This window comes from Streptomyces sp. AC512_CC834, assembly GCF_019049325.1.
Lineage (GTDB): Bacteria > Actinomycetota > Actinomycetes > Streptomycetales > Streptomycetaceae > Streptomyces.
Map to the genome: position 1 here is coordinate 1 of NZ_JAGMUO010000055.1, position 18,997 is coordinate 18,997.

The 18,997-nt window shown below is 73.0% G+C and carries 17 protein-coding genes and 1 pseudogene; 5 read left to right on the forward strand and 13 right to left on the reverse strand.

Annotated features, from left to right (window positions below):
* Window positions 1-483 (reverse strand): annotated as a pseudogene (locus KUM40_RS41485) (hypothetical protein); the annotation flags it as partial.
* 289 nt (window positions 484-772) lie between these two features.
* Between KUM40_RS41485 and KUM40_RS20240 the strand changes: the two are divergent.
* Together KUM40_RS20240 and KUM40_RS20245 are read left to right on the forward strand one after the other, a co-directional pair.
* Window positions 773-1,756 (forward strand): winged helix-turn-helix transcriptional regulator, encoded by a 984-nt coding sequence (locus KUM40_RS20240; protein WP_217167506.1) that lies wholly within the window; start codon window positions 773-775, stop codon window positions 1,754-1,756.
* A gap of 125 nt (window positions 1,757-1,881) precedes the next feature.
* Window positions 1,882-2,364: a DUF456 domain-containing protein gene (locus KUM40_RS20245; RefSeq protein WP_217167420.1), complete on the forward strand. Its 483-nt coding sequence runs from the start codon at window positions 1,882-1,884 to the stop codon at window positions 2,362-2,364.
* Here the strand turns inward: KUM40_RS20245 and KUM40_RS20250 are convergent.
* From KUM40_RS20250 to KUM40_RS20280, 7 genes are all read right to left on the reverse strand, one after another.
* On the reverse strand, window positions 2,327-2,884 hold the full coding sequence (locus KUM40_RS20250; RefSeq protein WP_217167421.1) for a methylated-DNA--[protein]-cysteine S-methyltransferase: 558 nt from the start codon (window positions 2,882-2,884) through the stop codon (window positions 2,327-2,329). The genes KUM40_RS20245 and KUM40_RS20250 overlap by 38 nt on opposite strands.
* The gene (locus KUM40_RS20255) at window positions 2,881-4,344 is read right to left on the reverse strand and encodes a DNA-3-methyladenine glycosylase 2 family protein (RefSeq protein ID WP_254395395.1); all 1,464 of its coding nucleotides are present in this window, start codon (window positions 4,342-4,344) and stop codon (window positions 2,881-2,883) included. The genes KUM40_RS20250 and KUM40_RS20255 overlap by 4 nt, the downstream gene beginning before the upstream one ends.
* 101 nt (window positions 4,345-4,445) lie before the next feature.
* Window positions 4,446-5,543 carry a ribosome small subunit-dependent GTPase A gene (rsgA, locus tag KUM40_RS20260; RefSeq protein ID WP_217167422.1) on the reverse strand — a complete coding sequence of 366 codons (1,098 nt, stop codon included), beginning with the start codon at window positions 5,541-5,543 and terminating at the stop codon, window positions 4,446-4,448.
* 264 nt (window positions 5,544-5,807) lie between these two features.
* On the reverse strand, window positions 5,808-7,280 hold the full coding sequence (locus KUM40_RS20265) for an ATP-binding protein (RefSeq protein ID WP_217167423.1): 1,473 nt from the start codon (window positions 7,278-7,280) through the stop codon (window positions 5,808-5,810).
* Between the two features lie 678 nt (window positions 7,281-7,958).
* Window positions 7,959-8,504, reverse strand: coding sequence for a DUF1697 domain-containing protein (locus KUM40_RS20270; RefSeq protein ID WP_217167424.1), 546 nt, complete (start codon window positions 8,502-8,504; stop codon window positions 7,959-7,961).
* A gap of 48 nt (window positions 8,505-8,552) precedes the next feature.
* On the reverse strand, window positions 8,553-10,112 hold the full coding sequence (locus KUM40_RS20275) for a cellulose-binding domain-containing protein (protein ID WP_217167425.1): 1,560 nt from the start codon (window positions 10,110-10,112) through the stop codon (window positions 8,553-8,555).
* 180 nt (window positions 10,113-10,292) lie between these two features.
* Window positions 10,293-11,621: a radical SAM protein gene (locus KUM40_RS20280; protein ID WP_217167426.1), complete on the reverse strand. Its 1,329-nt coding sequence runs from the start codon at window positions 11,619-11,621 to the stop codon at window positions 10,293-10,295.
* Between the two features lie 107 nt (window positions 11,622-11,728).
* Here KUM40_RS20280 and KUM40_RS20285 point away from each other — a divergent pair, with 107 nt between their 5' ends.
* The 3 genes from KUM40_RS20285 (at window position 11,729) to KUM40_RS20295 (ending at window position 14,966) form a co-directional block, all read left to right on the forward strand.
* A complete protein-coding gene (locus tag KUM40_RS20285; protein ID WP_217167427.1) occupies window positions 11,729-12,985 on the forward strand; it encodes an FAD-binding protein in 1,257 nt (418 codons plus the stop codon).
* A gap of 140 nt (window positions 12,986-13,125) precedes the next feature.
* Window positions 13,126-14,301, forward strand: a complete 1,176-nt coding sequence (locus KUM40_RS20290; RefSeq protein WP_217167428.1) for an alpha/beta hydrolase family protein — start codon at window positions 13,126-13,128, stop codon at window positions 14,299-14,301.
* Window positions 14,302-14,375: 74 nt separating this feature from the next.
* The gene (locus tag KUM40_RS20295; RefSeq protein ID WP_217167429.1) at window positions 14,376-14,966 is read left to right on the forward strand and encodes a TetR-like C-terminal domain-containing protein; all 591 of its coding nucleotides are present in this window, start codon (window positions 14,376-14,378) and stop codon (window positions 14,964-14,966) included.
* Here KUM40_RS20295 and KUM40_RS20300 read toward each other — a convergent pair whose 3' ends face one another.
* The 5 genes from KUM40_RS20300 to KUM40_RS20320 all read right to left on the reverse strand — a co-directional run bounded on the left by KUM40_RS20300 (window position 14,967) and on the right by KUM40_RS20320 (window position 18,964).
* Window positions 14,967-15,752: an isocitrate lyase/phosphoenolpyruvate mutase family protein gene (locus KUM40_RS20300; protein WP_217167430.1), complete on the reverse strand. Its 786-nt coding sequence runs from the start codon at window positions 15,750-15,752 to the stop codon at window positions 14,967-14,969.
* On the reverse strand, window positions 15,749-16,222 hold the full coding sequence (locus tag KUM40_RS20305; protein WP_217167431.1) for a hypothetical protein: 474 nt from the start codon (window positions 16,220-16,222) through the stop codon (window positions 15,749-15,751). The genes KUM40_RS20300 and KUM40_RS20305 overlap by 4 nt, the downstream gene beginning before the upstream one ends.
* 83 nt (window positions 16,223-16,305) lie before the next feature.
* Window positions 16,306-16,965, reverse strand: a complete 660-nt coding sequence (locus KUM40_RS20310) for a response regulator transcription factor (RefSeq protein WP_217167432.1) — start codon at window positions 16,963-16,965, stop codon at window positions 16,306-16,308.
* Window positions 16,962-18,128 carry a sensor histidine kinase gene (locus tag KUM40_RS20315; RefSeq protein WP_217167433.1) on the reverse strand — a complete coding sequence of 389 codons (1,167 nt, stop codon included), beginning with the start codon at window positions 18,126-18,128 and terminating at the stop codon, window positions 16,962-16,964. Before KUM40_RS20315 ends, KUM40_RS20310 begins: the two co-directional genes overlap by 4 nt.
* Window positions 18,125-18,964 (reverse strand): CPBP family intramembrane glutamic endopeptidase, encoded by an 840-nt coding sequence (locus KUM40_RS20320; protein WP_217167434.1) that lies wholly within the window; start codon window positions 18,962-18,964, stop codon window positions 18,125-18,127. The genes KUM40_RS20315 and KUM40_RS20320 overlap by 4 nt, the downstream gene beginning before the upstream one ends.
* Window positions 18,965-18,997: the final 33 nt, after the last annotated feature.

An 18,997-nucleotide genomic window follows, 5' to 3' on the forward strand; every position in this document is an offset into this window, starting at 1 on the left:
GGGGGGCCTCGTGTCGGATCGGTTGGGACCCGGCGGGAAGTTCACCGGGCTCGTCGGTGCCGTGGGCGGGGGTTCCCAGGGAGCCCGGGGCGAGGGCGGGGGTTCCCAGGGGGCCCGGGGGGAGGGCGGGCCGGGAGGGTGCGGGGGGTTGGCGGTGCGTCGGGCTTCGTCGGTGTTCGGGGGGCCCTCGGTGCCGCCCTCGGTGCGGGGCGCTGGGACGCCGGGGGGCGTCGCCTGTGCCCACCAGGGCCGGGGCTCGGCCGGAGCGGGCTGCCGTTCGGCGGAGGAGCCGGGTGGCGGCCGGCTCGTCGCGTCCCTGGTGTCGGGGTCCGGTCGGCGGCCCACCGTGCCGGACGCCGAGGCGAAGCGGTCGTCCAGGGAATCGGGTGCGGCCGTCGGGCCGGTGTCGTCGGTGGAGTCGTCGTACAGCTCACCCCACCAGTCGTCCTCAGGACCGGTGGGCCTTCCCCCCTGCTGACTCATGCTCCTGATTGTCCACCGACGGAGCCCGAAGAAAACGGGGCATCCGGAAATTCCGGCGCACTGGTGTGCGCCGGGCGGCGTGTCGGGGGACGCGTCGAACAGTATTGCGAGGTGGGGTGGCCGAGCGGTCCCACCCCCCACGGGAGAACCGCTCGGCGACGCCACCTTGGCAGAGTGACCCGCGGTACGGCGATGATGTCCGGAGGCGGGTTTGCGCCGTGGCTGCTTTCCGCCACGGCCGTTCGCGCAGGTGGTGATGAGCATGGTTCTTGGGGAGGGGCGACACCTGATGCTGGGAGTGCTGGGTCTTGAGGACACGCACGAGGCGGCGTACCGGGTGCTGGTGTCCGTCGGCGCGGCCGACGTACCCGATCTGGCGCGGCGGCTGGCGCTCGGCGAGCGGGACACCGAGCGGGCGCTGCGCCGGCTGGAGCAGAACGGGCTCGCCGCCCAGTCCTCGGCCCGCCCGGGACGCTGGGTCGCCGCCCCGCCGGGCGTCGCGCTGGGCGCACTGCTGACCCAGCAGCGGCACGAGCTGGAGAAGGCGGAGCTGGCGGCCGCGCTGCTGGCGGAGGAGTACCGCGCGGCGGCGGCCGAGCCCGCGGTGCACGACCTGGTGGAGGTGGTGACCGGCGCCGCAGCGGTCGCCCAGCGCTTCCTCCAGCTCCAACTGGGGGCGAGCGAGGAGGTGTGCGCGCTGGTCACCGACAGTCCGGTCGCCGTGACCGGCATGGAGAACGACGCGGAGGAGCAGGCCACCGGGCGCGGCGTGCGCTACCGCGTGGTGCTCGAGCGGTCGGTCCTCGACCAGCCGACCGGCATCACCGAGTTGACCGCCGCGCTGGGCCGCGACGAGCACGTACGGGTGGTGGACCGGGTGCCGACCAAGCTGGTCGTCGCCGACCGCTCCCTCGCCCTGGTGCCGCTCACCGCGCGTTCCTCGGAGCCGGCCGCACTGGTCGTGCATGCCAGCGGGCTCCTCGAGCTGCTGTCGGGCCTGTTCGAGGCGGTGTGGCGGCAGGCGCTGCCGTTGCGGCTCGGCGCGTCCGGCGTGAGCGAGCACGGGCCGGACGGACCCGACGGCACCGACCTGGAGATCCTCTCCCTGCTGCTGGCCGGGCTGACCGACGCGAGCGTCGCCAAACAGCTCGACCTGGGCCTGCGGACCGTACAGCGGCGGGTGAAGCGCCTGATGGAGCTGACCGGGGTCACCACCCGGCTCCAGCTCGGCTGGCACGCGTACGAACGGGACTGGGTGGCCAGGAATCGCTGACCGGACCGCGGAGCCCCGGGCCGCGGAGCGCCGGGCCGGTCCGGGGAGTGCCGGGCCCGGCCCCGTCGTCGGCCGCCACGCACTTCACTTCTGCGGACCGCGCCCGGTTCCTGCACCCTGGACAGATGGGAGCGTGGGACCTCCTCCTGGCCGGCCTGGTCATTCTGCTCGGGCTGTGCGGCATCCTGCTGCCCGGCGTGCCCGGGTCGTGGCTGGTGTGGGCCGGGGTCCTGTGGTGGGCGCTGAAGGATCCGCAGCCGCTCGCGTGGGCCGTCTTCGTCGGCGCCACCGTCGTACTGCTGCTGTCCCGGGCGGTGCGCTGGGCGCTGCCGCACCGCAGGAGACGCCGGGACGAGGCCATGCGCCGGCTCACGGCGTACGCGGGCGCGGGCGCCGTCCTCGGCTTCGTCCTGATCCCCGTGCTGGGCGCGATTCCGGGCTTCATGGGCGGCATCTACCTCGCCGAGCGGCTGCGGCTCGGGCGGCACGGCGAGGCGATGGCGTCGCTGCGGACGGCGATGCGCACGGGCGGCGCCGACCTGCTGACGGAACTGTTCGCCTGTCTGCTGATCACCGGGGCGTGGCTGGGCGCGGTACTGGCCGGCTGAGCGGGGCGCCCTCCAGCGACAGCAGCCGCGTCTTGCGCTCCAGGCCGCCCGCGTAGCCGGTCAGGGAGCCGTCGGCGCCGATCACCCGGTGGCAGGGGCGCAGGATCAGCAGCGGGTTGGCGCCGATCGCGCCGCCGACGGCGCGTACCGCGGGCCGGGAGGCGCCGATACGCGCGGCGATCTCGCCGTACGTCGTCGTGGCGCCGTAGGGCACGTCGTCCAGGGCGGCCCACACGCGCTCGCGGAAGGCGGTGCCCTCGGCGCGCAGCGGCAGCCGGAACTCCGTCAGCTCTCCGGCGAAGTAGGCGCCGAGCTGCTCCTCGGCCGCCCGGAAGGGTCCGGCGTCGCGCCGCCAGCCGTGCTGGACGCTCCGGCCGCCCTTCTGCCCGGGCACGGACAGGGAGGTGAGCACTCCGTCCGGCCCCGCGGTGAGGAGGAGCGGCCCGACGGGGCTGTCGACCTCGTACCAGTACGTGTCAGCGGTGGCTGTCGCGGTGCTCGTGGTGGTCGTGGTGGTCATCGGTCCTGCTCCCACTCTCCTGCTGCGCGCAGGTGGTTCAGTGCGTACGAGCGCCAGGGGCGCCAGGTGTCGGGCACGGCGAGGCCGGGCGGGGCGACGTCCGGGTCGCCGAGGGCGCGGGTGCGCAGGACGGCGGCCGTACGGGCGTCCAGGCCGGGTACGGCGAGCAGGGCGTGCTCGGCGTCGTCCCGGTCGGCGCCCGGGTCCAGGTGTACGGCGCCGTCGGCGAGGGCGGCGGCGAGGCCGCCCGCGGTGCCGTCCGGCTCGGCCTGCGCGAGGACGGCCGGTTCGGGGAAGAGGTGGGTGAGGGTGCCGCAGGGCGCGTCGAGCACCTTGCCGTACCGCTGGACGAGCCGCTCCGCCTCCGCGCGTCCCACCAGGGCCCGGACCGCGAGTTCGTCGGGGTCGGCGGTGCCCGGTGAGCGCAGCCCGGGGCGGGCGGCGACCAGCGGGGCGAGCCGGGGGTCGGCGCCGAGCCGCTCGTCCACGGCGTACGGGTCGGCGTCCAGGTCGAACAGCCGCCGCAGCCGCTGTACGGAGGTGGTCAGGTCGCGGAGGTCGGTGAGGTGGAGGCGGGCCTCGAGCCAGCCGCCGCTGCCCGTACTCGGCACGCCCGGCCGTTCGTCGACGGCGACGATCCCGGTGCCGTAGGGCAGGCGCAGGGTGCGCCGGTACACGCGCCGGCCGGGCGCGCCGCTCACCTCCTCGACCCCGGCGACCGCCTCTCGCTGGAGCAGGTCGAAGACGGGACCCGGCTGGTAGGCGCCCCGGTGGGCGAGCCGCAGCGGGACACCGGCGGACGGGGTGGCCGCGCGCCGGGCGGCCCGGTCGTGGGCCGGGGCCGTGGCGCGCAGTTCGCTGGGGGTGGCCGCGTACACGGCCCGGATCGTGTCGTTGAACTGCCGCACGCTGGCGAACCCGGACGCGAACGCGATCTCGGTGACCGGCAGGCCGGTGGTCTGCAGCAGCACACGGGCGGTGTGCGCCCGCTGGGCGCGGGCGAGGGCCACGGGTCCGGCGCCCAGTTCGGCGGTGAGCTGCCGCTGTACCTGGCGGGCGCTGTAGCCGAGCCGGCCGGCGAGTCCGGCGACGCCTTCGCGGTCGACGACGCCGTCGCCGATGAGCCGCATGGCCCGGCCGACGACGTCGGCGCGGACGTTCCAGTCCGCGGAGCCCGGCACGGCGTCGGGACGGCACCGCCGGCAGGCCCGGAAGCCCGCGCCCTGCGCGGCGGCGGCCGTCGCGAAGAACCGCACGTTGTGCCGCTTCGGCGTGACCGCGGGGCAACTGGGCCGGCAGTAGATGCCGGTCGTCTCGACGGCGAAGAAGAACGCGCCGTCGAACCGGGCGTCCCGGCTCCGTACGGCCTCGTACCTGCCGTCCTCATGCTTGTTCACGTGCTCGTTCACGTGCTTGTTCACGTGCTCGTGCTGGTTCTCGTACTCCGCGGTCCGCGGCATGACGTCCTCCTTCACGCTGTCCAGTCTCCGCCAGGCCGGAGGGCCGGGCTGGCGGAAATCGGACATCGCGTTGGGTGACGGTCGACGGTTACCGCATTCCGCTACCGCAATCCGCCCCGCTTGGCCTCCATCGCCGCCTTGCCGATGGCGCCTCGGCGCTTCCACTCCTTGCGCATCTCGGCCCGCAGCCGGGCGTCGGTCTTGGCGACGATGCGCTGGTTCTCCCGCATGAGCTTGCGGTAGCTCTCCAGCCGTCGCTCGGACAGTTCACCGCTGTCGATGGCGGCGAGCACGGCGCAGCCCGGCTCGCTCTCGTGGGCGCAGTCGTGGAACCGGCACCCCTCGGCCACCTCCGCGATCTCGGCGAACACCTGGTCCACCCCGCTGCCCGCGTCCCAGAGGCCGACGCCTCGCAGCCCGGGCGTGTCGATCAGCACTCCCCCGCCGGGCATGGCGAGGAGGTTGCGGGTGGTGGTGGTGTGCCGGCCCTTGCCGTCGACGTCACGGGCGGCCCGCACGTCCATGACGTCCTCGCCGAGCAGTGCGTTGGCGAGGGTGGACTTGCCGGCGCCGGACTGTCCGAGCAACACGGCCGTACCGCCGCCGACGACGGCGGCCAGGACGTCGAGCCCCTCCCCGTGCGCGGCAGTGACGGACAGCACCGGCACGCCGGGCGCGGCGGTCTCCACGTCCTGGACGAGGTACGCCAGGGTCACCGGGTCGGGGACGAGGTCGGCCTTGGTGAGGACGACCAGGGGCTGGGCCCCCGATTCCCAGGCGAGGGCGAGGAACCGTTCGATCCGGGCGAGGTCCAGTTCGACGGCGAGCGACACGGCGACGATCGCGTGGTCGACGTTGGCCGCGAGGATCTGCCCCTCGGACCGCTTGGAGGAGGTGGAACGCACGAAGGCGGTACGGCGCGGCAGCAGTGTCCGCACGTACAGCGGGTCGCTGCCTTCAGGGTCGACGGCGACCCAGTCCCCCGTGCACACGACCTTCATCGGGTCGCGGGGGACGACGAACTCGGTGTCGGCACGGACAGTGCCGGCCGGGGTGATGACGTCGCACAGGCCACGGTCGACCCGGGCGACACGGCCGGGCAGGAGACCCTGCTCGGCGTAGGGAGCGAACTCGGACTCCCAGTCCGCATCCCAGCCATACGGCACGAGCGGCTGCGAAGGAGACGAGGACGAACCCATGAGAGAAGAGAAAGACAAGGGGTGACCCTTCACAAGGGTGGCCCCGGCACCGCGCTCACAGGCGCGGGAGAAGTGTGGAGAGGTCAGCCGGAGGCCACGGAGGTGGACTGATTGAACTTCCGGATGCGGGCAGCGCCCATCTCAACGACAGCCATCGGTCACACCTCCCGAACACACCAAGTCACCCGCGGCAGCCTCAACCACCGCTCGAACAGAACCGACCCTAGAGGCACACGGGCCCGGGACGCCATCGAATTACGGCGGTCATGCCATGCCGTAGAGCGCCTGCAGATTCACCAGTTGGATATCAGGGTCGGCCTGTGCGGCCGCGTGGGCCTTGTCGTTGAAGCCTGCGCCGCTGAAACACATGAGTCGGGTACTGGTGGTGTCGTAGCGACCCGCCTGGGTGATGAGGTCGCGGATGTGCCGGAGTCGCTCAATGTGGGCGATGCCCATGATGTCGTTCCATTTGGCCTCGCCGATGGCCAGAAGCGGTGCCTTGGAACCGTCGGCGATGCCGATGACCGCCACATCCACCTCGTGTCCGACGCGGGCCTTGGGATCGTGCACAACACCGTGTCCGACCCGGGCGGGCAGACCACCGATCATTTCCGGGTCGGCGTGGTGCAGCGCCCAGTCGCGGCAGACCTGCTCGAAGTGCGGGCCGAGCACGTTACTGGTGAAGCGGCGGCGGCTGGCCTGCCAGACCCGGGCTGCGCTGCCGGGGCGTTCCAGTTGGTCCCAGACCGGCCGCATGATGGCGTGATAGAAGCCGATCAGCGGTTCGGCGATGCGGTAGGTGGGGCGGTTGTCGCGGAAGGCGTCGGCATCCCGGTGCAGCAGGCCGGCGTCTTCCAGGACGTTGATGGGGTGGGCGATGTCGGTGGCCTTGCGTTCCAGGTATCCGGCCATGCCTCCGCGAGTGGCGTTGCCGTCGGCGACTGCGGCCAGCACGGACAGGTACAGGGCGGTGTCTCGCAGGTCGGGCTCTTCCGCGAGCAGGTAGCGGGCTTCGCGGAACAGAGGGGTCTCTGGGTTGAGGACGGTGCGAACGACCCAGTTGTCGAAGTCGTCGGCTCCGTTCGGGGTGTCGCCGCGGGCGAATTCCCGTCGATACGCAGGTGTACCGCCGACGATCGCGTTGACCCGCAGGGCCAGGCGCGGGTCTGTGATGTCCCAGAAGTCGGCAGCCAGGCGGTGGTCGAGAGGGCGGACGATCAACTCCAGCCCTGCCCGGCCTCGCAGGGGGGCATTGCCGGACAGCAGCCTGCCCATGAACGACAACGCCGAGCCACACAGCAGTAGCCGGGTTCGAGAGCCGCTGCGCTGGGCGCGCAGGGTCCGCAGCGCCTCCTGGATGATCGAGGGGAGCTCCGGATTCGCCTTGGCAAGGTACGGGAACTCGTCGATGACCACGGGCACGGGCCGCTCCGTGCCCAGCGCGAGGAGCGCGTCGATGACCTCGGCCCAGTCGGAGAAATGGTACGGACTGGCAGGGCACACATGCGCGGTGAGCGCCGCGCTGATGCGCCGCAGAGATTCGGCATCGGCGGCCTCAGTGGCCCCGAAGTAGAACCCGCCTGCGGCACGGCAGGCCGCGTCGAGCAAGAAGGTCTTGCCCTGTCGGCGCCGTCCGGAGACCACCCCGAGCGTCGCGCCGGGCTGGTCATCTTCGATGAACCGGGTCAGCGCCGACCATTCGTAGTCGCGGTCGAACATCTCGACAGGCTTGTCCATGTCCCTGCCTCCCCGATCCCGCAAAAGATAGAATCACACATCTATAAACTGTACCCCTTGATGTCCGACGCCACGATCCCTTCGCCGTCGACACTCGCGAGCAAGACGATTCCGGGGCCTTCCCGCCGTCGGCCTGCCGCACTCCTTGCCCGCCCCGGCCCTCAAGGCGGCCGGCCACGCCGTGGGACTTGGCTTCGACTGGGGCGTGAACACCCTGCTCACCGGCACCCTGGGCCGCCTCACCGGCCGGGCGGCGACCAGCGGGTGGTCACCGACGGGCGTGCCCTCATCTTCGACGCCATCGCCGTCAGTGCGAAACTCCACCGACTGCGCGGCGTCCGCGAGTACCTGGCCGCCAAACGCGACGCCTGCCAGGCGCTGGCGGACGGCCTCGGCTCCCCACACGCCGACTGGGCGACGATGCTGGCGGTGGAACACGCCCGAGTGTGCGCCCGCATCCGCCACCTCAACGACGCGCTGGCCTGGGCGGCGGCCCGCTGGGCCGTCGACCAGGCGGCAGCGCTCGGCGCATCCGTCATCTACCTCGAAAACCTCGCCACCCTGGAAGCCCGCGGCCACCGCCGCGGTAGCGCCCGCCTGTCCGGACAGGTCCGCGGCACCTCCAGCCTCTGCCCCACCCGCCTCAACCCACGGGGTGCCCGGCGGAATCGCTCGGCCTCAGGACGCGCCCCTCTTGGCGGCGGCGAGGATGTCGACGACGGTGTGGAAGAAGCGCGTCGTCGCGTCGCGCCCGAGGTGGCGTTCCTGGAATCCCTTGGCGGCCGGGGCCCTGCCCTTGATCAGGTGCCAGACCACGAAAGCCTCGTACGGAGTGGTCCGGATGATCTCGATGTCGTTCTTGGGGGACATCAGCGGGAGTTCGAGCGCCGGGTCGATCCGCTCGGTCGTGAACACCACGCAGCAGCGCATGCTGTCGGTGACGGCGATGTCCTTGAACGGGTCGAGCGCGACCAGTTTCTCCATCTCCGGGATGGTGCGCAGGCAGACCGCGACGTCGTAGCCGAGGGCCTCCCGCAGGTGGGTGCCGATGGTCCGGCTCAGCACCGTACGGTCCTGCTCGGCGGTCTCGAAGAAGACGTTTCCGCTCTGGATGTAACTGCGGACCGCGTCGAATCCCATGTCCCGGAAGAGACCGCGCAGGCGGTCCATCTTCACCGAGCGCCCCGGCACGTTCAGGCCGCGCAGAAATGCGAGGTACAGCAAGGCCAACCACCCTGTTCGCGGGGAATCCTGGGGTCTGGGCGGGCCACTTTACCCGTCGGCGCGGCTCGATCCCGGGAACACCCACGCGCACTCCCGGCCGTTCAGTGTGAAGTCGTACGGCGGCGAGTTCCTGCCGTGCCAGGACGCGAGGAAGCCGAGGGCGAGGCGGCCGTCGGCGGGGACGGAACGGTTGTACTCGGCGGCGGTGGCGGTGACCCGGGAGCCGCTCTGGGTAAGGCTCGCGTCCCACATCTGGCCGATGCGCTGACCGTCGGGGAAGGTCCAGGCGACCTGCCAGGAGTCGAGGGCGTCGGTGGTGGTGACGGTGACGGTGGCCTGGAAGCCGTCGGGCCACTGGTTGACCAGGTCGTAGCGGACGCGGCAGGCGGCGGGCGCGGGGTCCGGAGCAGGCGGGTCCGCGGTGGGCGTGGCGGTGCCCTGGGGTTCCGGGTCGGGGTCCTCCTGCGGCGGCGGGGGCGGGGTCCTGCCCGGCTCGGGCGTCGTGGCGTCGGTGTCGGTGTCGGCGGGCGGCGACACTGCCGTCGCGGCCGTCGGCGACTGAGCCGTCGTGGTGCCCGCCCCGGACGGCACAGTCGGGTCCGGAACGACGGCCGCACGGCGGTCCACGGTGTCGGTGGGCGCCGCGGTGTCCTCGGCGGCGCCGTCGAAGGGCATCAGGGAGACGGTGAGCGCGAGCAGGGACACCAGGACGGCCGTGGCGAGGAGGCCGCCGCGGACGACGCGGGCCCGGTGGCCGCCGTCGGGCGCCTCGTCGGCGCGGCCGTCGTCGGCCGGTGCCGGACGCCCCGCGCCGAGCCGTACCTCGGCGGCGCGGCGGCGGCGCTCCAGGTAGGCGCGGCCGCCCCAGCCGATCACGCCGCAGGCGAGGGCCGTGGGCAGTCCGGAACCGTCCGGGCGCAGACAGGCGGCGGCCTCGGCGCAGTCGGGGCAGGTGGCCAGGTGGTGGGAGAGGTCGTCCGGGGTGTCGGCGGCGGGCGACCTGGTGACCGCGTCCAGCAGCCGGGCGTACGGGCGGCATGCGGCGGCCGGGGGTGTGTCGAGGTGGCCACGCCGGCAGCGGTCGCGGAACAGCTCGCGCACCTGGGCGAGTTCGTCGGAAGCGGTGGCCGGGTCGAGACCGAGCCGCCGGGCCACCACGGGCAGCGGGAGTGCCTCCACGTCGGCCAGCCACAGCAGTTCGGCGTCCGGTGCCTGCATGTCCCGGAGCCCGCGCAGCGCGAGCGGGCGTCGCGGCGGCGGTCCGGCGTAGCGCGCGGCCCGGTCGGAGCCGAGCCACAGCCGCAGGTCGGGGTCGAGTTCGTGTCCCTGGCCCGTGTCCTCCCAGGCCGCCGCGGTGGTGCGTACGGCGGTCAGGAGCAAGGGGACGCGGGGCAGCCGGGACGGGCGGCGGGCCACGGTTCGGGCCGTGGCGGCGGCCGCGTCGGCGGCGCGGACGTCGCGCAGTCCGTGGGCGAACGCCTCGGTGGCCAGCCGGACGGCCGCCTCGGACCCGGCGGTGCACAGGTCGGCGTAGGAGAGCACCGTGTCCCAGCCCTCGGCGAGCAGCGCGGCCTCGGCGGCGTCCTGGGGGCTCGGCAGGTCGGGCATCGGACTCCTGCATCCACTGCGTTCGCTGCATCCACTGCGTTCACGGGTGAGGCCGACTCAGGCCAACTCGTCTCACCGATGACGGAGTTGGGGCAGGTCCTCACGGCAGACCTCACGGCAGGGGCAGAGCTTCGCACGTCTTCGCCACGACTGACAAGCGCCGGGTTCACACCTCCGCGTTCACACCTCCACGGACGCGTCCTCCGGCAGGCTGTCCATGAAGGAGCTGACGGAGAACACGGCGCGGCCGGCGCCGGGCAGGCCGTAGCCGGGGGGCGAGGCGAGGCCGAACTCGTCCATCGTGGCGCGGTAGGCCTCGAGCAGCCGGATGTGGTACTCCAGCGGTGCGCCCTGCGGGTTGGCCTTGCCGAGCGGGGTGGTGGGCTCGGGGCACCAGGTGGTGAAGCGGGGCGTGATGCCGTGCGACATGAAGAAGCGCAGGCCCTCGGTGGTGGACGCGATCGCCTCGTCGACCGTCTTGAAGCCGAAGGGCTCGGCCATCTCGACGCCCGCGACGAAGTTGGGGATGACGTTGCGCGCGCCGAAGACGTCGGTGGAGTCCAGGATGCGCCGGTGCCACTCGTCGCGGCCGACGTAGCGCTCCTTGCCGGGGCAGAACATCTTGAACAGGTACTCGTCCCACACCTCGAAGTTGGGGTGGTAGATCTGCACGCCGTAGTCCTTGAAGCGCTGGACGTCCGGCTTGGGCAGCGCCTGGGCGACGACCTTGCCGATCCAGCGGCCGGGGAAGTACTCCTCGATGGCCTTGGCGTACCGCCCGTAGAAGTCGGCCTCGTCCAGGCCCTGGACCTTCGACGTGATCGCGCCGCCGGTGAGCGTGTACGCGGTGGAGATCTTGGCGGTGTCGTACTTGTTGATGATCTCCAGCGCCTCAAGGACCTCGTCGACGTCCTTCACGCCCGTGTACGGCCGCCCGGCCGCCTTGTGCTGGCGCCAGTTGTGGTTGATGTCGCAGTACTGGCACTCCTCCTTGGCGCCGAAGTACTGGCAGACGCGGAACGCGGTCAGGTAGATCAGGTAGCCCCACTGGATGGTGGGAGCCACCTCCATGACCGACTTCCCGTTGGAGAGGGTGTGCCGGTAGTACTCGGGCATGGGCGGCACGCCGACGTCCGAAATGCGCTTGCCGTCGAGGTAGAGGCCGAGCTGGCCGTGCTCGTCGGAGGCGACCCGGTAGGGGGAGGCCGGGTTCACGCGCACCGAGACGACGGTGCGGCGCAGGTCGTACGGGCCGCCGGTGAGGATGATCTCCTCGGGCGGGCGGCGCAGCGCGGCCTCGCCCAGTTCGGGCAGGGTGCCGTGGTCGAAGGAGAAGATGAAGTACGACTTCGGCTTGACGTCGCCGGCTGCCTCGTTGGTGGTATCGCTGAGCGCGGAGGGGTCGAAGGCGACACCGCCGCGCAGGAGGTCCTCCTTGAAGACGGCCTCGCGCGGCACGTGCGGGAAGCGCTCCATCAGATCCTCGACCAGCGCGGTACGGCTGTCCATCCCGTGTCTCCTCCCAGCTCCGGCGTTCGACTTCTCACGGTATGCCCCCGGCGGTACGTCTTCCCGGGCGGGGCCCCTCCCAGGCGCGCCGGGTAGGTTTCCGCGGTATGAGCGACATCACGGTCACCAACTGGGCCGGCAACATCACCTACACGGCCAAGGAGCTGCTGCGGCCGCACTCCCAGGCCGCGCTGCGGGCCCTGGTGGCGGACAGCGCCACGGTGCGGGTGCTGGGCAGCGGGCATTCCTTCAACGAGATCGCCGAGCCGGGCGCCGAGGGCGTCCTGCTGTCGCTGGCCGGCCTGCCGGCCGAGGTGGACGTGGACACGGCGGCCCGTACGGTGCGGGTCGGCGGCGGTGTCCGGTACGCGGAGCTGGCCCGGCTGGTGCACGCGCGGGGGCTGGCGCTGCCGAACATGGCGTCGCTGCCGCACATCTCGGTCGCCGGTTCGGTGGCGACCGGCACGCACGGCTCCGGGGTGCGCAACGGCTCGCTGGCGTCGGTGGTGCGCGAGGTGGAGCTGGTCACCGCGGACGGCTCGACGGTGACCGTCGCGCGGGGCGACGAGCGCTTCGGCGGTGCGGTGACCTCGCTCGGCGCGCTGGGCGTCGTGACCGCGCTCACCCTCGACCTCGAGCCGGCGTACGAGGTCGAGCAGCACGTCTTCACCGAGCTGCCGCTCGACGGTCTTGACCCGGCGGCCTTCGAGACGGTGATGGCGGCGGCGTACAGCGTGAGCCTGTTCACCGACTGGCGGGCGCCGGGCTTCCGGCAGGTGTGGCTGAAGCGCCGCACCGACCAGCGGCTGGACCAGTTCGGGTACGCCGCGCCGGCCGCCGAGAAGATGCATCCGGTGCCGGGCATGCCCGCGGTGAACTGCACGGAGCAGTTCGGGGTGCCGGGGCCCTGGCACGAGCGGCTGCCGCACTTCCGCGCCGAGTTCACGCCCAGCAGCGGGGCCGAACTGCAGTCGGAGTATCTGATGCCGCGCGAGCACGCCGTGGCCGCGCTGCGCGCGATGGACGCGATACGGGGGACGATCGCGCCGGTGCTGCAGACCTGTGAGATCCGCACGGTCGCCGCCGACGAGCAGTGGCTGAGCCCGGCGTACGGGCGGGACACCGTGGCCGCGCACTTCACCTGGGTCGAGGACACGGCGGCGGTGCTGCCGGTGGTGCGGCGGCTGGAGGAGGCCCTGGCCCCGTTCGCGGCCCGCCCGCACTGGGGGAAGGTGTTCACGACCCCGGCGGGCGGGCTGAGCGCGCTCTACCCCCGGCTGGCCGACTTCCGGGCGCTGACCGGGGCGCTGGACCCGGCGGGGAAGTTCACCAACGCGTTCGTGCGCGGGGTGCTGGCGGCCTGAAGCCGAGGGCCCGGAGCCGAGGGGCCGGAGCGGCAACACGGCGCCACGGCGGGCGCGTTGGGCCGTTGGGCGTGCGACCCCTCGGAACATCGGTGTCCGCGTGCTATACCGGTAAGCCTTGGGACGATGGGGGGCGGACCATGAACACGCACACCCGCAGGCCCGGACTCGGCGGCATCGGACGAGGGGTGACGGCCGCCGCCGTCGGCCTTGCCCTCACCCTCGGCCTCGCCCTCTCCGGAACACCCGCCTCCGCCTCCGCGTCCGCGTCTGCCACCACCACGGCGCCCGCGACCTGTTCGCAGGTGAGCGCGGGCGATTCCGACGGTCTGGAGGTGGCGTACTGGAAGCAGGTGGAGGACGGGCCGCTGTGCGAGGCGGAGTTCACCACCGGCGCGCTGTACACGCCGCGCGGTCCGGGGGCGCCGCTGATCGACCCCGTGCGCAAGCCGGTGCGGGTGCGGGTCCTGCTGCCGGCGGACTACGACCCGGCGGGCGGTTACGAGGTGCTGTATCTGCTGCACGGCGGAGCGGCCGACCACCTGCAGTGGTCGAGCGGCGTCGACCTCGCGACAACCGTCCGGGAGAGCGGGTTCGGCGGCATCGTGGTGATGCCGGAGGGCGGCAAGGTCGGCTTCTACTCCGACTGGACCGGCCACACCACGGGGAACTTCGCCCCGCTGTGGGAGACCTTCCACATCCGGCAGCTCGTGCCGTGGGTCGACGCGCACCTGGCGACGTCGGGGCGGCGCGCGGTCGCGGGCATGTCGATGGGCGGGTACGGCGCGCTGAAGTACGCCGCCCAGTACCCGGAGCTGTTCGACGCGGTGGGCTCCTTCTCCGGCGGTACGGACATCCGCCGCGCCGACCACCAGGCGATCGTGAACCAGGGCACCACCGCCTACGGGGCCCGCTTCTGGTGGCACGGCTCGGGCACCGACCTGGGGAACTACTGGAAATACCTGCTGCCGGGCAACCCCGGTGCACTGGAGCGCACCGAGCTGGTCTTCGGGCCGCGGTCCACGTGGGCGTCGTTCAACCCGGCCCAGGTGGTGGAGGACGACCCGGCGGTCTACCGCTCGTACGCCGGCCGGCTGAAGCTCTACACCGGCCGCTCCGAGGACCCGTACGAGTGGAACGAGGCGTTCGACGGGGCCCTCGACGCCCGGAGCGTCCCGCACGGGTACTGCACCGGCCCGGGCGGGCACGACTTCGGCACCTGGGCCCCGGCGCTGGAACACTTCCTGCGCTTCCTGGACGGCCCGGACTCCGCGGCGGTGTGCCCGGCCGCGGACGACTGGCGGGCGGGGCCCTGACGGCGACGGGCGGAGCGGCCCGGGGCCTGGCATAGGCTGATGCCCGAAGATCCCGGGTTGCGGAAGGTGGTCCCATGCCCCGACTCGGCCTCACGACCGAGCGTGTCGTCGCGGCCGCCGCCGACCTCGCCGACGAGACCGGGTTCGAGGCCGTCACCGTCTCCGCGCTGGCCCGGCGCTTCGGGGTGAAGGACGCCAGCCTGTACACGCACGTCCGCAACCTCCAGGACCTGCGCGTCCGGGTCGCGCTGCTGGCCGGCGGCGAGCTGATCGACGAGATCACGGCGGCGGTGGCCGGCCGGGCCGGGAAGGAGGCGCTGGTCGCCTTCGCGGGCGCCTACCGGGCGTACGCGCTGCGCCACCCCGGCCGCTACGCCGCGACCCAGATCCGTGTCGACCAGTCCCTCGTCGCCGACTCCCCCGCCCTGCGCCGCACCGCCGAGATCACCCACGGCATGCTCCGCGCCTACGGCCTGACCGAACCCGACCTCACCGACGCGGTGCGCCTGCTGCGCAGCACCTTCCACGGCTACTGCGCCCTGGAGGCCACCGGCGGCTTCGGCGCACCGCGCGACGTCCAGGCGTCCTGGGACAAGGCGGTCGACGCCCTGCACGTGGCGCTGGAGAACTGGCCGCGCGAACGACGCGACGCGACCGGAGATTAGTCAGCCCAGCGCCCGGACCTCGTCGTACGTGGGTGTCGGGCCGCCCGGGGTGCGGCCGGTCCGGATGTCGGCCGCCGTCTCCAGGGCGGCGCCCAGCGCCCGCCGGTACAGCAGCGAGCCGAGGCTGACGCGGCGTACGCCGAGGTCGGCGAGGTGCCGGAGGGCGGGTCCCGTGGGCGAGTACAGGACGTTGAGGGGGACGTCGAAGTGGGCGGCGAGGGCGGCGATGCGGGCGGGGTCGGTGAGGCCGGGGACGAAGACGCCGTCGGCGCCGGCCTCGCGGTAGGCCTCCAGGCGGCGCAGGGTGTCGGACCAGTCGCCGTCGCCCGACCAGTACGTGTCCGTGCGGGCGTTGACGAAGAGACCGGGGGCGGCCGAGCGGACGGCGGTGATCTTCGCGGCGTGCCGGTCCACCGGCCCCAGGCCGTCCTCCAGGTTGATCCCGACGGCGCCGACCGCTGCCAGCTCCCGCGCGAACCCGCCCACCTCGTCGGGGTCGTCACCGAAGCCGCCCTCCGCGTCGACGGACAGCAGGAACGGCTGCGAGCCCAGGGTGAGGGCCAGCCGCAGCGTCTCGTCGCGGGTCGCCGACGCCCCGTCGGGCAGCCCGCCCGCCGCCGCGACACCGAGGCTGGTCGTGCCGACGGCACGGAAGCCCTCCCCGGCGAGGGCGAGCGCGGAGGCGTGGTCCCAGGCGCACGGCAGGAGCAGGGGCGCGCCGGCGCGGTGCAGGGAGGCGAAGTCGGTGGCGTAGTCGGTGGCGTAGTCGGTGGCGAAGCCGGTCACGACAGGTCGCCCACCGCGTCGGCGTAGTACACGGATCCGCCGAGGTGGACGGCGAGTTCGCGGAAGCTCCAGCCCTCGCCGGGCGACTGGTCGAGCTGCTCGTCGGTGAGCGCGTCGAGGCGGTTGGCCCAGATCCGGGCGAGCCGGGTGAGGCGGCTGCGGGCCTCGTCCAGGTCCTCGCCGGTGAAGGGCGCGCGGTCGGCCTCCGTCGTGATCACGGAGGCGTGCCAGTGGTCGGGCTGCGTCTCCTCCCCCGCCAACCGGGCCTCCAGCTCCGCGAGATGGTCGACCAGGTGGTCGGCGACCCGCCGGATCGCCTTGTGCGGGGTGTACACGCGGTCGTCCACGTGCGCGGGTTCCCCGTCCCAGTGGGTCCAGGTGGCGGCGAGACCGAGGACGTGCTCGACCATGCCGGTGACGGCGTCGACGGGCGTGAGGGTGCTCGTGGTGACGGTGCGCGTGTCGCTCATGTCCCGCACGCTAGGTGCCGGTTGCTTCGGCGACGGCCGAAGTGTTCCCGCCGGAGTGTCCCGGGCCGCAACCTGCGCTCGGCTCAGGTCACCAGTCCGTGGCGGTAGGCGAAGACGACCGCCTGGACGCGGTCGCGGAGGTCGAGTTTGGTGAGGATGCGGGAGACGAAGGTCTTGACGGTCTCGGGGCTGATCACGAGGGACGCGGCGATCTCGCCGTTGGAGAGGCCGTCCGCGATGAGGCGCAGCACCTCCATCTCGCGGGGCGTCAGCGGTATCTCCCGGGGGGTGCCCTCGGCGGGCCGGATGCGGGCGGCGTACCGGCCCACGAGGCGGCGCGTCACGTCGGGGTCGAGCAGCGCGGCGCCCATCGCCACCGTCCGGATGCCGTGCAGCAGCCGGTCCGGCGGCGCGTCCTTGAGCAGGAAGCCGCTGGCGCCGGCGCGCAGGGCCTCGTAGACGTACTCGTCGAGGTTGAACGTGGTCACCACGAGCACCTTGACGGGATGCTGCACCCCGGCACCGGCCAGCAGGCGGGTGGCCTCGAGGCCGTCGAGCACCGGCATGCGGATGTCCATCACCACGACGTCCGGGCGGACTTCACGGGCCAGGTCGACCCCGGCCTGACCGTCCCCGCACTCGCCGACCACCTCCAGGTCGGGCTGGGCGTCGACGATGGTCGCGAGACCGGTGCGGATCAGTGCCTGGTCGTCGCAGATCACGACCCGGACCGGCCCGCTCATGACGTACTCCCCCCGTTCCCCCCGGGTATCCGGGCCCGGACGACGAAGCCGCCGCCCGCCGGGCGGTCCGCGCTGAAGTCGCCGCCGAGGACGTCGACCCGTTCCCGCAGGCCGGCCAGCCCCCGCCCGCTTCCGCCGGGGGACGCGGCCCCCGAACCCGAGCCGTCCGTGCCCACTTCCACCGTGATCTCCCTCTCGCCGTGCCGCACCAGGACCGAGGTCCTGCCGCCGTGGTCGTACTTGAGCGCGTTCGTCAGGGCTTCCTGCACGACGCGGTAGGCCACGAGGTCGGAGCTGCCGGTCGCGGCCGCCGGCGTGCCCTCCTCGGTGAACTCCACCGGCTGCCCGGCCCGGCGCGTCTGCTCGACGAGCGTGAGCACCCGGCCGACGGGGGGCGTCCTGGGCTCGGCGGTGCCGTGGTCCGGGTTGAGCAGGTCGAGCAGGTGCCGCAGGTCGGTGATGGCCCGGCGGCCGGTGTCGCTGACGGCGGCCAGCGTCTCGTCGAGCCGGTCGGGGGCGGCGGTCAGATACCGGGCCGCCTCGGACTGCACGACCATCGCCGTCACGTGGTGTGTCACGACGTCGTGGAGTTCGCGGGCGATGCGGGTCCGCTCGGCGTTGCGGGCGTCCTCGGCGACCCGGCTGCGGCGTTCGGCCTCGGCGGCACGTGCGGAGCGCATCCACGCTCCGATGCCCCAGGCCAGGGCCAGCGCCGCGTAGAACGCCACGAACTCGGCCACCGATTCGTCCGTACCGCGCCGGTACAGCTCGGCCGACAGGGCCACGAACGCCACGGAGGCGACGATCAGCGTCGCGCGCCGGTACCGCTCCAGATAGGACCCGGCGCTCAGCAGTGCGATGGGCAGTGCGGTGCCCGCGAACAGGTGGTAACCGCGGATCTGGTCGATGGCGAAACCGAGCGAGATCAGGGCGACACAGACGACCGGCCACCGCCTGCGCACGGCGAGCGGGAGGCACTGGAGGACGGCCGCCACCCCGGCCAGCGCGTCGCCGGGGCGGTCCGGCAGGCCGCCGACCTCCGTACCCTGGCCGCGGAGCGCCGGCAGGAGCGACGCGACGAGGAGCAGCACCCCGAACGGGAGGTCCCGGACCGTGACGTCGAGCCCGCGCCACAGCTCCGGGATCCGTCGGCGATCGATCATCGGGGAAGTGTAGCGGTGGAGTTGGCGCCCGCGGCACGCCGGGAGCCGAACGGCACGACGTTCCCGCGCCGGTGGGCCAGCCACAGGAACACCAGCGTCAGCAGCGCCCCGAAGCCCACCGAGTACACGCTGCCCTCCGGCCCGAAGTCGCCGCCGGTGAGCAGCTTCGGCCCCGACATCGCGGCGTCGAGCAGTCCCTCGTTGGTGCCGGTGCCGGAGACCGCGACGCTGAAGATGCCGGCCGCGGCGAAGTTCCAGCCGAAGTGCACGCCGATGGCCAGCCACAGGCTGCGGGTGGCGGCGTAGGCGGCGGCGAGCATGAAGCCGGCCTCGATGGCGATGGCGAGGGCGCCCCACAGGGTGGCGTCCTCGTTGAGCAGGTGCATGGCCCCGAACCCCAGGCCGGTCAGCCCCAGCGCGAGGTACGTGCCGAGGTGCTCCTCGATGATCCGGAACAGGACCCCGCGGAACACGACCTCCTCCGTCGCGGCGGCCGCGGCCATGAAGCCGACCAGCCCGATCGCGCCCTGCACCGAGCCCACTCCGTCGACCTCGTAGTGCCCGGAGGCGAAGAGGTTCACGATGACGGCCGTGAACATTCCGGCACCCATCAGGATCCCCCAGCCGGTCTTGGCCGCGGCACCCTCCCGCGCCACGTCCAGGGCCTGCCGGCGCTCGGTCCGCCGCACCACCCAGGCGTACACGAACACCACCAGCGCGGCCGACGTGAGCCCGACGACCAGCGTGAGCCAGTCGTTGTCCTTCACGGCGTTGGTGGCGATGCCGCCGATGGCGTAGGCCGCCAACACGGCCAGGAACTGCCAGACAAACCTCACGGGAACTCCTCGGTCGGGCCCCGGACTCGACTG